The organism is Micromonospora sp. CCTCC AA 2012012, assembly GCF_040499845.1.
GTDB classification, from domain to species: Bacteria; Actinomycetota; Actinomycetes; order Mycobacteriales; family Micromonosporaceae; genus Micromonospora; species Micromonospora mangrovi.
In genome coordinates, this window is record NZ_CP159342.1 from 1,638,273 (window position 1) to 1,651,876 (window position 13,604).

Consider the following 13,604-nt stretch of genomic DNA (forward strand, 5'->3'; position numbering starts at 1 on the left):
CCGGGCCGCGGTGTCGGATCGGGGCAGCCGTGTTCGTGGCAGGGGTGAGCGGCCGCCCACGAGGGGCGCCGGCGAACCGCAGGAGATGACGCGAGATGCAGTACCTGTTTTCCGTGATCTACGACGCGTCCGACCTCGCCACCGAGGACGAGATGGCGGCCATCGACGTGTTCAACGACCGGCTCCAGGCCGACGGGCACTGGGTCTTCGCCGGTGGCCTCGCCGCGCCGGAGTCGGCCACCGTCATCGACAACCGGGGCGGGGAGCCGCTCTTCACCGACGGGCCGTACCTGGAGTCCAAGGAGTTCCTCGCCGGCTTCTGGATCATCGAGGCCGCCGACCTCGACGTGGCGCTCACGCTCGCCGCCGACGGGTCGAAGGCCTGCAACCGCAAGATCGAGGTACGGCCGTTCCGGTGAGCCCGACCGACGCCCGGGAGGCGGTCGTCCGGGCCCACCGTGCCGAGTGGGCCCGGGTGGTCGCCACCCTCACCCGGCGGTTCGGCGACCTCGACATCGCCGAGGAGGCGACGGCCGAGGCGTTCGCGACCGCGGTGCAGCGGTGGCCGGTCGACGGCGTACCGCCCAACCCGGGCGCCTGGCTGACCACCACCGCCCACCGCAAGGCCATCGACCGGGTCCGCCGCGAGAGCAAGCGCGACGACAAGCAGCGGGAGGCCCAGCTGTTGTACGACGAGGACCCCGGCGAGCCGGTCGGCGCCATCGACGACGAGCGGCTCCGGCTGATCTTCACCTGCTGCCACCCGGCGCTCGCGCCGGAGACCCGGGTGGCGCTGACGCTGCGCATGGTCGCCGGCCTCACCGTCGCCGAGATCGCCCGCGCCTTCCTGGTGCAGGGCACCACGATGGAACGACGGATCACCCGCGCGAAGGCGAAGATCACGGCGGCGCGCATCCCGTACCGGGTGCCGTCCGAGGAGGATCTCCCGGCGCGGGTGTCCGGCGTGCTCGCCGTGCTCTTCCTCGTCTTCAACGAGGGCTACCTGGCGAGCGGCCCGGACAGCGCCCCCGTACGGCACGACCTGACCGCCGAGGCGATCCGGCTCACCCGCCTGGTGCGTGCCCTCCTGCCCGACGACGGCGAGGTCGCCGGGCTGCTGGCGCTGATGCTCCTCACCGAGGCCCGCCGCGCCGCCCGGGTCTCGGCCGACGGCGAACTGGTCACCCTCGCCGAGCAGGATCGCGCGGCCTGGGACGGGGCGCTGATCGCCGAGGGTCATCAGCTCGTGCGCGAGCGGCTGGCCACCGGGGTGGCCCCGGGTCGCTACCAGATCCTCGCCGCCATCAACGCCGTGCACACCTACGCCCGCGACGTCCGCGACACGGACTGGTCACAGGTCGTCGCCCTCTACGACCAGCTCGTCCGCGTCGACCCCTCGCCGATCGTCGCCCTCAACCGGGCCGTCGCGGTGGCCGAACTCGACGGCCCGCAGGTGGCCCTGGCGGCCGTCGACCGCCTCGGGGACGCGCTGGCCAACTACCACGCCTACCACGCGACCCGGGCCGAGCTGCTGCGCCGGCTGGGCCGCGGTGGCCCGTCCCGCACGGCGTACGACCGGGCCATCGAGCTGGCCGGCAACACCGCGCAGGTCGCCTACCTGACCCGCCGCCGCGACCAACTGGGACCGGCCTCCCCGCGGTGACGATCCCTGCCACGGTCGGGCCGACGCCCCGGGGGAACCGCGTGGCGCAGATCTGGTGCAAGGTTTGTCGGGCACCGTTGTCGGATCCGGGGCAGGTCGTTCGTGGCACAGGTGAGAGGCGGCGGACGACGCCGCCGGAACAGAGGAGTGGTGGCATGCGGTACCTGATCTCGTTCAACGACGGCGCGATGGACCACATCCCGGCCGAGGACCTGCCCGAGGCGGGCAAGGCCGCGCACGCGGTGATCCAGGAGGCCGTGGACGCCGGCGTGTTCGTGGTCGCCGCGGGTCTCGAACGCCAGCGGGCGAGCGTCGTGGCCACGGACGGCCTGGTCACCGACGGCCCCTACCCGGAGACCAAGGAGGTCCTCGGCGGGTTCGTGGTCGTCGACGTGGCCTCGCGGGAGGAGGCGCTGGGGTGGGCGGCGAAGGTCGCCGCCGCCTGCCGCTGCGCGCAGGAGGTCCGGGAGCTCATGCCCGACCCGGAGGTGGAGGCGATGCTCCGCCGCGCCGGCAGGTGACGGTGACGCCCCGGTGACCTGTCGGGGCGCGACGCTCAGCAGTCGAACGCCGACCAGCAGATGTCGTTGCGCAACCGCTGGTCGTCGAGGACGAGGTCGCGGATGGCCTCGGGGAGCTGGTCACGCTGCCATCGGCACTCCAGTCTGCCCGCGGCGTCGCTCCCGCCGGCCGGCGCCGCGGCACGCGCCGCCTTGATCGCATAGGCGGCCGCGCCGAGTTCGTGCGCGGCGACGTGTGCCACGGCGCCGGCCTGGCCGGCGGCGTACGCGGCATGTCGTGCCGCCCCGCGCAGGTCCCGGGCCGCGCCCATCGCGTGGCCGCCGGCGGCGCGGGCCTGCATCATGGTGACCTCGCCGCGCACCCAGGCCCGGGCGTGGGCGATCGCGTCACGGGGCCGCGGGTCGTCGGGCCGGACCGACTCGAACAGGTGCAGGACATGCTCGGCGCAGGACGCCGCCCAGAGCGCGAGCAGGTGATGGTGCGCGTCGGTGAGGGTGCCGCCGCGGCGGAGGGTGATGAAGCGCGGGTCCCGCGCCTTCGGGAGGATCATGCCGGTGCTCCTCAGGGGAGGGCGGCCTCGGCCGTCGACGCGGTCGGCCGTCAGGACGCCTGGGGGACGGGCATGTCGGCCAGCCAGACCTCGGCCAGGTCGTCGAGGGGGAGGTCGAGGGCCTGGCTGAGGCGCACGACGGTGCCGAAGGCCGGCGCCGGCAGGCGGCCGGCTTCGATCTTGCGGAGGGTCTCGGGGGAGATGCCGGCCGCCAGGGCCACCTGGACGAGGCTGCGGCCGGCCCGGGCGGCCCGCAGGGCGGCTCCGAGGCGCTGGCCCGCGGCGATCTGTTCGGCGGTGAGCGGTTGGCGAACCATGGGGGCAGGATATCCCTTCGGGGGCGGCCGGATCCGGTGTGGTATAAAAATACCGCATCGGAGAGGGAGGCTGTCGTGATCGAGCTCAAGTCCGCCGAGGAGATCGGCCGGATGGCGGTGGCCGGCCAGTTCGTCGGCGAGCTGCTCGACGAGTTGAGCGGCGTCGCCGCCGTCGGCGTCAACCTGATGGACATCGAGCACCACGCCCGCCGCCGGATCGCCGAACGCGGCGCCGAGTCCTGCTACTGGGACTACGCCCCGTCGTTCGGCCGCGGCCCGTTCCGCAACGTGCTGTGCCTGTCGGTCAACGACGCGGTGCTGCACGGCCTGCCGCACGACTACGTCCTGCGCGACGGTGACCTGCTCAGCATCGACATGGCGGTCGGCATCGACGGCTGGGTCGCCGACTCGGCGCTCTCCTTCGTCGTCGGCACCCCCGACCCGGCGGACCTGACGCTGATCGAGGCCACCGAGGTCGCCCTCGCCGCCGGCATCGCCGCCGCCCAGCCCGGCGGCCGTCTCGGCGACATCTCCGCCGCGATCGGCGCGGTGGCCCACTCCTACGGCTACGGCGTCAACGCCGAGTTCGGCGGCCACGGCATCGGCCGCACCATGCACGAGGCCCCGCACGTGGCCAACGACGGTCGCCCCCGTCGTGGCCTGAAACTCACCCCCGGTCTCACCATCGCCATCGAGCCCTGGTTCTGCCGCTCCACCGACAAGATCAAGGTCGACGACGACGGCTGGACGATCCGCTCCGCCGACGGTTCCCGCACCGCCCACTCGGAACACACCGTCGCCATCACGGAATCCGGGCCCGAGGTGCTGACCCGCCGGGGGTGACCGGCGGCGGCCGGTCAGGGCAGGATCTCGACGTACCCGTCCGTGCCGTGCACGCGGATCCGCTGTCCGTCGCGGATCAGCCGGGTCGCGTTCGCCACGCCGACGACGGCCGGCAGGCCGTACTCCCGGGCCACCACGGCCCCGTGGGTCATCAGGCCGCCCACCTCCGTCACCAGCCCGTCGATCGCCACGAACAGGGGTGACCAGCTCGGGTCGGTGAAGGCGGTGACGAGGATGTCGCCGGGGGCCAGCTCGGCCTCGGCCACGTCCCGGATGACACGGGCCCGCCCTTCGACGAGCCCGGCGGAGACCGGCAGGCCGACCAGCGCGCCGGCCGGCACGCCGCCCCGCCGGTACGCGCCCGCGAGGCCCTCGCCGTCGGAGGTGAGCACCCGGGGCGGGGTGAGCGCCTGGTACGACCGGAACTCGGCCTTCCGTCGGTGGATGAGCTGGTCGTCCACCCGGTCGGTGCGGACGACCTCGTGCAACTCCGGGAAGGTGAGGAAGAAGATGTCCTCCTCCTCGCGCAGCACGCCGGTCCGCACGAGGCGGGCCGCCTCCTCCAGCAGCGCCTGCTTGTAGACGAGGTAGCGGCTGACGATCGCGTACTTGGGATACTCCCGGTAGCCGATGAAGGTGCGGACCCGGTCGATCATCCGCTTCGTCTCCTCGGCCTTCCGCGCCCCGTCCGGCAGGGTCCGCAGCCGCTCCAGCACCTCCCGCTCCTTCTGCTCCGCCGCCTGCCGCCCCTGCGCGAAGCGCCGCTCGCGGGCGCCCGGCGCGAAGTTCCGGACGTTGTCGAGGATCAGCGGTACGAGCGCGCTGGGGCGTTCGCTCCACCGTGGCCTGGTGATGTCGATCTCGCCGACGCAGCGCATGCCGTACGCGTCGAGGTAGGCCCGGATGGCGTCGCGCGCCGCCGGTCCGCCCGGGAGGTCGGCCAGCTCGTCCAGGAAGCCCTCGTCCCGGACCTGTTTGAGGAACGCCACCACCTCCGGGTACGGGCGGATGACGTCGGCGACGTCCAGCAGTGCCAGTCCCATCTCCGAGGTGACGTTGCCGGGCGCGGACAAGGTGAGCGTGTCAGCCACGTTCCGCTCACCCAGCCACGCCGCCAGGTGCTCGTTGAGCCACCAGGAGGCGTCCATTCCCGCCATGATCGCCTGGATGCTCAGCGGCTCGCTGAGGAGCCGTTTGTGCTCCTCGAAGGCGGCCAGGAGGAAGTCGAACCGCGCCGGCCCGGCGGTCGTCCGGATGTCCCGCCGCAGGGTGGCCAGGGCCGCCTGGCTGCAAGCGACGAGTTCGGTGACGATGGCCGGATCGGTGTCGATCGGGGCGGGCGCTCCGCCGGGAAGTGGCGCCGCCGAGGGCTGTTCGGGCAGCGCCGGAATGAAGTCGCCCCGGTCGATGAGGGTCTCCAGCGCGTCCCGGATCAGCGGGTCGCCCCTGCCCATGATCTCCAGGAGACCGGCACGGCTCGACGGTGACCCCAGACGCCGGGTGACATCGACGAAGAGTCTTCCGCCGGCGCCGTGCATCGGCGCGAGGGCGGTCAGCTGCCACATGGAGAGCCCGAGTGGCCGCATCGGGTCCGTCATCATCTGCTGGTGCCCGACGGAGACGTAGACGTGGTTGGCGTCGTCGCCGCTCTCGGGGACGGGGAAGAGCGTGGTGATCGGCCGGCTCTGGACGATGTGGAAGCCGTCGTCGGCCAGGCACCATTCGATGTCCTGGGGGTGGCCGACATGGGCCTCGATCCGCCGGCCCAGCCGCACCAGCCGCAGCACCTGGTCGTCCGTCAGCGCCGGCTGCTCCTGCCGCGCCGGGTCGATCGCCTCCTCGGTCGTCCCGCCGGTCGGCACGGCGCGGACGGCGAGCCGCTTGGCGGCGATGGTCCGGTCGACGACCGCACCGTCCCGGACGGTCCAGGAGTCCGGGTTGACCAGCCCGGAGACCAGCGCCTCGCCGAGGCCGAAGCTGGCCTCCACGACGGCCGCCTTCCGGTTGCCGCTGACCGGGTCGGCCGTGAACAGGACGCCCGCCACCTGCGGCACCACCATCTCCTGGACGACGACGGCCATCTGCACCGATCGGTGGTCGATGCCGTGGCGCTGACGGTAGGTCACCGCCCGTTCGGTGAAGAGCGAGGCCCAGCACCGGCGGACGTGCTCCAGGATCGCCGTCGGCCCCGTGACGTTGAGATAGGTGTCCTGCTGGCCCGCGAAGGAGGCCGAGGGCAGGTCCTCCGCCGTCGCGCTGGACCGGACGGCGTACGCGGCGTACCGGGTGAGCGCCCCGGTGATCGCCACCGCCACCTCGTCCGGGAGGACCGTCCCTTCGATGATCCGGCGGAGCTCCGCGCTGAGCGTGCGGATCGACGGCCGGTCGTCGGGGTCCAGGTGGGACAACTCGTCGAGCCGGTCGCCGATCGACGGCGCCTCGGCCATGATCCGCCGGAAGGCGGCCGTCGTCACGCAGAAGCCGGCCGGCACGCGTACGCCGTCGATCCGCGACAGCACGCCGAGGTGCGCGCCCTTGCCGCCGACGATTCCGATCTGCGTCTCGTCGACCTCGTCGAGACCCGACACGTACCGCTCATGCACCGTCGTCCCCGTTCGCTCGTTCGCAGGTCAGGCGGACGATTCTGCGGCAGGACGGGGGTCTTGCGGCAAGCCCCCCGGTGCGATATACGTTGAAGTGGGACGAGTTACCTGAGTCGCTGTTCGCTCCGGCCGACAGCGACGTTTTTCTTCTATCGGCAGGACCCGGGCTCCTGGTCCCGTCAGCGCGGGCGCTGCCCGGTTCAGGTGAGCCCGTAGAGCCGGTTGAGGTCGAGCAGGTGGTGGCCGAGGACCGAGCCGGCACGCAGGTCCAGCACGAGGACCAGGAACACGTTGGGCGTCTCGCATTCGACCAGGACGTGTTGGTGCACGCCGTCCGGCATCTGCCAGACGTAGGGGACCCGGCCCTCGGAGAAGTCGTGCCCGTCGAGGTCGTCCTCCGGGACGGAGTCGACATAGGGCCAGAAGTCGAAGGGCGGCTCCTGGTCCGTACCCACCCTGACGGGGTCGGGGCCCATCGTCGCCTTGTACTCGTCCTCGGTCAGCAGCGGTGCCACCCGGCCAGGATGCCTGATCGCTCCGGCCGATCGTCGCCACCGGCCCGGCTCGTGGTGACGTCGATCCTCCGGAGGATCTGACGCCACCACGGGCCGGTCACGTTACGCGGTGGTGTAGACGGAGTTGTTGCTGACGGGGATGTCGTGGCAGCCGCCGTAGCGGTAGCTGGAGACGATGCTTCCGCTCAGCCGGACGTTGTACATCTGCCAGGTGGAGCCGTTGGTGCAGTCCTGGCGGTAGAGGACGAGGTCGGTGTAGCCGTCGCCGTTGACGTCGCCGGTGGTGGGGATGTCGTTGCAGCCGCCGAATCGGAGGTCGGTGCGGATGGTGCCGCCCAGGCGGACGTTGTACATGTTCCACACCGAGCCGTTGGTGCAGTCCTGCCGGTAGAGGACCAGGTCGCTGTAGCCGTCGCCGTTGACGTCGCCGGTGGTGGGGATGTCGTTGCAGCCGCCGAATCGGAGGTCGGTGCGGATGGTGCCGCCCAGGCGGACGTTGTACATGTTCCACACCGAGCCGTTGGTGCAGTCCTGCCGGTAGAGGACGAGGTCGCTGTAGCCGTCACCGTTGACGTCGCCGGTCGTCGGGATGTCCTTGCACCCGCCGAACCGCAGATCCGTGCGGATCGTGCCGCCGGCGCGGACGTTGTACATGTTCCACACGGACCCGTTGGTGCAGTCCTGTCGGTAGAGGACCAGGTCGGTGTAGCCGTCGCCGTTGACGTCGCCGGTGGTGGGGATGTCCTTGCAGCCGCCCCAGCGCAGGCCGCCCTCGATCTGGGTGCCGGTGGCGCCGCTCTTGATCCACCAGGTGGAGCCGTTGGTGCAGTCACGGCGGTAGAGGGCCATGTCGGCGGTGCCGTCGCCGTCGAAGTCACCGGTCAGCGGGATGTCGTTGGCCCCACCCCACCGGTGGTCGTTCCACAGGTCGGCCTTCGCGGTCCAGGATCGTACGTCCCACACCGACCCGTTCACCGGGTCCGGCCGGTACAGCGCCAGATCGCTGGAGCCGTCGGCGTCGAAGTCCCCGACGACCCGCCCGGCCCAGGCCGCTTCCGCGATCCGGGCACCGTCGGCCGCCTCGTCGCCGTACCGGGTCGGGTAGGCAGAATTCTGGACCGTCTGGCACACCACGCCGATGTCAGCGGTCATCCAACTGTTGTTCGGATACTTGCTCAGCATCGCGCTGAGGAACGAATTGGTGGAGTGGACCGGATCGAGGATCTCGCTCGCGGTGCCCCAACCCTGGCTGGGGCGTTGCTGGTAGAGGCCCAGGCTGTCCTGGTCGCCGTAGTTCAGGTTCTGGATGCCGGTCTCGACGATCGCGGTGGTGATGGCGATGGTCGCCGCGCGAACCGGCAGGCCGCGGGACTTGACCGTCTGCACGATGACGCGGACGCAGGCGGCCCGGCTGGCCGTGAAGTAGCCCGCCAGCTTGCCGGTGAGGGTGGGATTGACCTGCGCGGCGAAGGTGGCGTCGCCGCTGGTGGGGGCGGCGGTGGTGCAGTCGGGTACGACTGCGGCACTGGCGGCGTGGGGGAGCACCAGAACGGCGCTGAGGGTGACCACCGCCGCCAGGACTGGCAGCAGGGCGCGACGGAAGGATGTCATCAAGAACTCCTCGGATGGACTGGCTGAGGCGACCGCTGCGAACCGGGGGTGACACCGGTGAGCCGCCCGGCGAACGGACGGCTCACCGGTGCCGGTCCTACGCGGTGGTGTAGACGGAGTTGTTGCTGACGGGGATGTCGTGGCAGCCGCCGTAGCGGTAGCTGGAGACGATGCTTCCGCTCAGCCGGACGTTGTACATCTGCCAGGTGGACCCGTTGGTGCAGTCCTGCCGGTAGAGGACGAGGTCGGCGTAGCCGTCGCCGTTGACGTCGCCGGTGGTGGGGATGTCCGTGCAGCCGCCGAATCGGAGGTCGGTGCGGATGGTGCCGCCGAGCCGGACGTTGTACATCTGCCAGGTGGACCCGTTGGTGCAGTCCTGGCGGTAGAGGACGAGGTCGGTGTAGCCGTCGCCGTTCACGTCACCCGTGCTCGGGATGTCCGTGCAGCCGCCGAATCGGAGGTCGGTGCGGATGGTGCCGCCCAGGCGGACGTTGTACATGTTCCACACCGAGCCGTTGGTGCAGTCCTGCCGGTAGAGGACGAGGTCGCTGTAGCCGTCACCGTTGACGTCGCCGGTCGTCGGGATGTCCTTGCACCCGCCGAAGCGCAGGTCGGTGCGGATGGTCCCGTGGAGGCGGACGTTGTACATCTGCCAGGTCGAGCCGTTGGTGCAGTCTTGGCGGTAGAGGACGAGATCGGTGTAGCCGTCGCCGTTGACGTCGCCGGTGGTGGGGATGTCCTTGCAGCCGCCCCAGCGCAGGCCGCCCTCGATCTGGGTGCCGGTGGCGCCGCTCTTGATCCACCAGGTGGAGCCGTTGGTGCAGTCACGGCGGTAGAGGGCCATGTCGGCGGTGCCGTCGCCGTCGAAGTCACCGGTCAGCGGGATGTCGTTGGCCCCACCCCACCGGTGGTCGTTCCACAGGTCGGCCTTCGTGGTCCAGGATCGTACGTCCCACACCGACCCGTTCACCGGGTCCGGCCGGTACAGCGCCAGGTCGCTGGAACCGTCGGCGTCGAAGTCGGCGACCACCCGGCCACCGTCCTCAATGATGTTGTTGTAGCGGAAGAAGCGGTAGTCGCCCACCGGGTGCCCCGACCAGGAACTGTCGGACCGGCTCGCGTGCGTGACGTGGGCGATCGGCGAGGAGCCGAAGCTGTAGTAGGAGAAGTGGACGTGATCCGCTTCCCAGGCCTCGAACAGGATGGCGTGGGTGCTGACGTCGTCGATCAGGTCGCCGGGTCGGAGGCTGTCGAAGCTGATCTCCGTGGAGATGCTCGGCAGCTGAGAGGTGTTGTACCCGCCGGCCGACTCGTTCGGCTGGCCGAGCGCCACGTGCCAGGCCATCGAGACGTAGCCGGAGCAGTCGGGCGCGTACATGGTGCCCTGGGGGTCGGGATAGAAGCTCGACGAGTTGCGGGAGTTGTCGTACTGGAGTGACGCGCGTTGGTCGTACCAGAAGCGAGCGCGATCCAGCACCTCGCTGCGGGTGATGGACCCGCCGATCGAGGAGGCGGCGTGCGCGGCTCGCGGCACCGCGGTCACCGCGGTCACCGCGGTGGCGGCCCCGGCGGCCAGCAGCACGAAGGCCAGCGCGGCGCGCACCAGGTGCGCGAGGACGGTACGGCGGGATTGGTTCAAGGAGGACCTCCGGTCACGTGGAAGACGTGGCCGGATCGTGTCCGAGGGCGCTGGAACGAAAGTGGACAGATTGTTGCAGGCCGATGGAAGGCGCACGTCGGAGCCGGTCCCGGAACCGCCGGTCGCGCTAGATCAACCCCTTGAATCCGGCGTACGCCCTCTGGTTGGATGACGCGACACGGCTTGCATCACGGGGGTGGTCGAGGTCGAGTTCAAATTGCTGGGGCCGTTCCGTGCCTTTCGGGACGGAGCGGAGCTGGACCTGGGTCCGGCGAAACAGCGGATCCTGCTGGCCGCGCTGGCGGCGGAAGCCGGACGGCCGCTGTCCGCCGAGACACTCAGCGCCCGGCTCTGGGACGGTGACCCGCCGGACAACGCCAGGCGTCTTCTCCACACCTACGTCGCCCGGGTACGACGGATCCTCGCGCAGGCAGCACCCGGCACCGGCTCGACGGTCGAGGTGGGCCGCACCCCCGCCGGTTACCGGCTGGTGGCCGATCAGAAGGCCGTCGACCTGCACCGGTTCCGGCACCTGCTCCGGGACGCCCGCCGGATCACGACAGCACCCGTCGACCGCCTGACCCTGCTGGACGAGGCCATCCGGCTCTGGCAGGGCGACCCGATCGCCGACATGACGGGGGAGTGGGCGACGCGGCTCCGGCAGAGCCTGCGGCAACAGCGGCTGGACCTGGTGGCCGACTGGGCCCGCTGCGCCCTGCACCTCGGCCGGTACGACGAGGTGGCCCCGCTGCTGGAGGCGACCCTGGCGGACAACCCGCTGGCCGAGCCCCTGACGGTGCTCCTCATCGAGTCGCTGCTGGCCACCGGGCACCACGCGGAGGCCCTGACCCGCTACGCCTCGATCCGCGACCGGATCCGCGAGGAACTGGGCGTCGAGCCCGGGCCCGAACTGCGCCGACTGCACCAGCGGCTGCTCCGGCGCGACCGACTCGGCCAGGCCGGCGACGAGGGGTCGCGGCCGTGGCGCGAGCCGCAGATGCTGGGGGTCGACCGACCCGTACCCCTGGCTCCTGCGGGGTCGGGGGCCGGGCCGCGGCGGCGGCGCGAGGGGTCACCGCCGGGCGACGCGGCGGATCCGGCCGGGCGGGGTCCCGGCCGTGCGGTACCCGCTGCTCGCCAGCCCGGCCCGGAGCTGGACCGGGACCGGGTGGTCGCCGCCGCGGTCGCGGTCGCCGACGCGGACGGCATGGCGGAGCTGTCGATGCGGCGGGTCGCCGTCGAGCTGGACGTCTCCACCGTGTCGCTGTACGGGCACGTGGCGAGCGAGGACCTGCTGGTGGGATACATGATCGACGCGGTGCTCGGCGAGCAGCCGTTGCCGCCGCCCGCGCCGGGTTGGCGGGCCGAGTTGGAGCAGGTGGCGCGGGCCGCGTGGGCGGCGTTCACCCGGCATCCGTGGGTCGCCCAGGCCATGTCGCTCACCCGTCCGCAGCTGTCCCCGAACGGCCTGGTCATCGTCGACCGGGTGTTGCACGCCCTCACTGGCACCAGCCTCAGCACGTCGGAGCAGTTGCACGTACACGTGATGTTGATCAGTTTCGTGCGCGGCGTCGCCGCCTCGTTGGAGCCGGAGGTGCGGGCGGAGCGGGACACCGGCCTGACCAACGAGGAGTGGATGGAGACGCAGGAGCACGCGTTGCGGGAGGTGGCGTCGGCCGGGTCACCGCTGCTGCGCGCCGCGCTGAGCAAGGAGTTCGACTTCGACCTGGACACGCTGTTCGAGTTCGGGCTGGCCCGGATGCTCGACGGGCTGGCCACCCGGCTGGAGTGACCCCGCGTCCTTGACCCTCGACCTGGTCGAGCCCGGACGATCGTCGCATCAACCGATCGACGGCCCACGGGATGACCATGTTTCTCCGCACTCCACCGCTCGCCGCGCACCGCCACGTCGACGTCGTCGACCCGCCACCGCTCCCGCGCCGGATCGACCTCCGGGGGCGGGTGGGGTCGCCCGGGCCCGGCGGCGTCGCGTGAGCGCCGACCGGTCGATGCTCGCGGTGCTGAGGATCCCGGACTTCCGTCGCTACGTCATCGGGTGCACGGCGTCGGGATTCGGCGACAGTCTGACCCCGTTCGCGCTGGCCTTCGCCGTCCTGGAGCTGACCGGCTCACCGTCGGCGCTGGGCCTCGTGGTGCTCAGCACCCGCCTGCCGATGATCCTGCTCGCGCTGGTCGGCGGCGTGGTCGGGGACCGGTTCTCGCGTCGTACGATCATGCTGGTGACCGACGTGGTCCGCTGCGTCGTGCAGGCCGCCACCGCGACGATCCTGCTGACCGGCGTGGCGCGGGTGTGGATGCTGATCGTGCTGCAGCTGGTCGCCGGCGCGGGCGCCGCCTTCTTCAACCCGGCCGCGCAGGGTCTGATCCCCGCGGTGGTCGACAAGCCGCGCCTGCAACAGGCCAACTCGCTGCTGGCCATGTCGCGCAGCGCCGCCTCGATCGTGGCGGTCGGGTCGGCGGGCGCGCTCGTCGCGCTGGCCGAGCCGGGCTGGGCCATCGGCGTCGACGCGTTGACGTTCCTGGTCAGCGCCCTCGCCCTGGCCCGGCTGCCGCGTACGCTCACCGCCGCCCGGCCGGGCCGCCGGGCCGGACTGGTCGCCGGTCTGCGCAGCGGCCTCGGCGAGGTACGCGGCCACCCCTGGCTGTGGGTCTGGGCGGCGCACGCCGGTCTGGTCAACCTGTTGGTGATCTCCCCGATCTTCGTCCTCGGCCCGTTCGTCGCCGACGACCACCTCGGCGGCGCGCCGGCCTGGGCCTCCGTCGGCATCAGCTACACGGTCGGCGCCCTCGTCGGTGGTCTCGTCAGCTCCCGGTGGACGTCCTCGCGGCCGATGGTGGCCGCCGTCGGCTGCTTCCTGCTGATCGTGCCGCTGGCGGTGGCGCTCGCCGTGCCGGCGCCAGTCTGGCTCCTCGTCCCGGCCGGTCTGCTGGGCGGTCTCCAGGTGTCGATCTACAACGTCTTCCAGAGCACGGCGGTGCAGCGTCACCTGCCCGACCATCTGATCGCGCGGGCGACCTCGGTGCTCATGCTCGGCGCCCTCGTCGCGGTCCCCTTCGGTACCGGGCTCGCCGGCCCGGTCGCGGCGGCCTGGGGCACCCGTACGGTCCTGGGTGCCGTCGCGCTGCTCGCCGTGCTCGTCACCGTCGGCACCCTCGCCCTCCCGGCGACCTGGCGCGTCGTCTCGACACCGCCGGTGCGGGTGGAGCCGGCCCCGGCGGCCGTACCCGCCCCGACCGATCCGGCGGACGGGGTCCGGGACCCGCTTCCGTTGCGGCGGACCACGGCATAACCGGGATGATCCGGTACGGACCGGGCTAGG

At 71.8% G+C, this 13,604-nt stretch carries 13 protein-coding genes; 7 read left to right on the forward strand and 6 right to left on the reverse strand.

From position 1 onward, the window contains the following. Window positions 1-95: 95 nt before the first annotated feature. From ABUL08_RS07405 to ABUL08_RS07415, 3 genes are all read left to right on the forward strand, one after another. Window positions 96-419: a YciI family protein gene (locus tag ABUL08_RS07405; protein WP_350935789.1), complete on the forward strand. Its 324-nt coding sequence runs from the start codon at window positions 96-98 to the stop codon at window positions 417-419. After that, complete coding sequence (locus ABUL08_RS07410) at window positions 416-1,663, forward strand: RNA polymerase sigma factor (protein ID WP_350935791.1); 1,248 nt, start codon at window positions 416-418, stop codon at window positions 1,661-1,663. The genes ABUL08_RS07405 and ABUL08_RS07410 overlap by 4 nt, the downstream gene beginning before the upstream one ends. A 155-nt stretch (window positions 1,664-1,818) precedes the next feature. Further along, window positions 1,819-2,184, forward strand: a complete 366-nt coding sequence (locus ABUL08_RS07415; protein WP_350935793.1) for a YciI family protein — start codon at window positions 1,819-1,821, stop codon at window positions 2,182-2,184. A gap of 35 nt (window positions 2,185-2,219) precedes the next feature. On the opposite strand, the gene ABUL08_RS07420 is transcribed toward ABUL08_RS07415, so the two are convergent. Beyond that, window positions 2,220-2,735, reverse strand: coding sequence for a putative immunity protein (locus ABUL08_RS07420; protein ID WP_350935795.1), 516 nt, complete (start codon window positions 2,733-2,735; stop codon window positions 2,220-2,222). Window positions 2,736-2,785: 50 nt separating this feature from the next. Then, on the reverse strand, window positions 2,786-3,052 hold the full coding sequence (locus ABUL08_RS07425) for a helix-turn-helix domain-containing protein (RefSeq protein WP_350935796.1): 267 nt from the start codon (window positions 3,050-3,052) through the stop codon (window positions 2,786-2,788). A gap of 75 nt (window positions 3,053-3,127) precedes the next feature. Here ABUL08_RS07425 and map point away from each other — a divergent pair, with 75 nt between their 5' ends. After that, window positions 3,128-3,895, forward strand: coding sequence for a type I methionyl aminopeptidase (gene map / locus ABUL08_RS07430; RefSeq protein WP_350935798.1), 768 nt, complete (start codon window positions 3,128-3,130; stop codon window positions 3,893-3,895). Window positions 3,896-3,909: 14 nt separating this feature from the next. Here the strand turns inward: map and rph are convergent, their stop codons facing one another. The 4 genes from rph to ABUL08_RS07450 form a co-directional block, all read right to left on the reverse strand. Next, window positions 3,910-6,498, reverse strand: a complete 2,589-nt coding sequence (gene rph, locus ABUL08_RS07435; RefSeq protein ID WP_350935800.1) for a rifamycin-inactivating phosphotransferase — start codon at window positions 6,496-6,498, stop codon at window positions 3,910-3,912. Between the two features lie 200 nt (window positions 6,499-6,698). Then, complete coding sequence (locus ABUL08_RS07440) at window positions 6,699-7,013, reverse strand: hypothetical protein (RefSeq protein WP_350935802.1); 315 nt, start codon at window positions 7,011-7,013, stop codon at window positions 6,699-6,701. Window positions 7,014-7,115: 102 nt separating this feature from the next. Next, window positions 7,116-8,624 (reverse strand): FG-GAP repeat domain-containing protein, encoded by a 1,509-nt coding sequence (locus tag ABUL08_RS07445; RefSeq protein WP_350935804.1) that lies wholly within the window; start codon window positions 8,622-8,624, stop codon window positions 7,116-7,118. A 97-nt stretch (window positions 8,625-8,721) separates the two neighbouring features. Further along, entirely contained in the window at window positions 8,722-10,263 is a 1,542-nt protein-coding gene (locus ABUL08_RS07450; RefSeq protein ID WP_350935806.1) for a VCBS repeat-containing protein, read from the reverse strand. Between the two features lie 196 nt (window positions 10,264-10,459). Here ABUL08_RS07450 and ABUL08_RS07455 point away from each other — a divergent pair, with 196 nt between their 5' ends. The 3 genes from ABUL08_RS07455 (at window position 10,460) to ABUL08_RS07465 (ending at window position 13,574) form a co-directional block, all read left to right on the forward strand. Continuing rightward, the gene (locus ABUL08_RS07455) at window positions 10,460-12,055 is read left to right on the forward strand and encodes a BTAD domain-containing putative transcriptional regulator (protein WP_350935807.1); all 1,596 of its coding nucleotides are present in this window, start codon (window positions 10,460-10,462) and stop codon (window positions 12,053-12,055) included. Between the two features lie 71 nt (window positions 12,056-12,126). After that, entirely contained in the window at window positions 12,127-12,258 is a 132-nt protein-coding gene (locus ABUL08_RS07460; RefSeq protein ID WP_350935809.1) for a hypothetical protein, read from the forward strand. Continuing rightward, on the forward strand, window positions 12,255-13,574 hold the full coding sequence (locus tag ABUL08_RS07465) for an MFS transporter (protein WP_350935811.1): 1,320 nt from the start codon (window positions 12,255-12,257) through the stop codon (window positions 13,572-13,574). Before ABUL08_RS07460 ends, ABUL08_RS07465 begins: the two co-directional genes overlap by 4 nt. Window positions 13,575-13,604 lie beyond the last annotated feature (30 nt).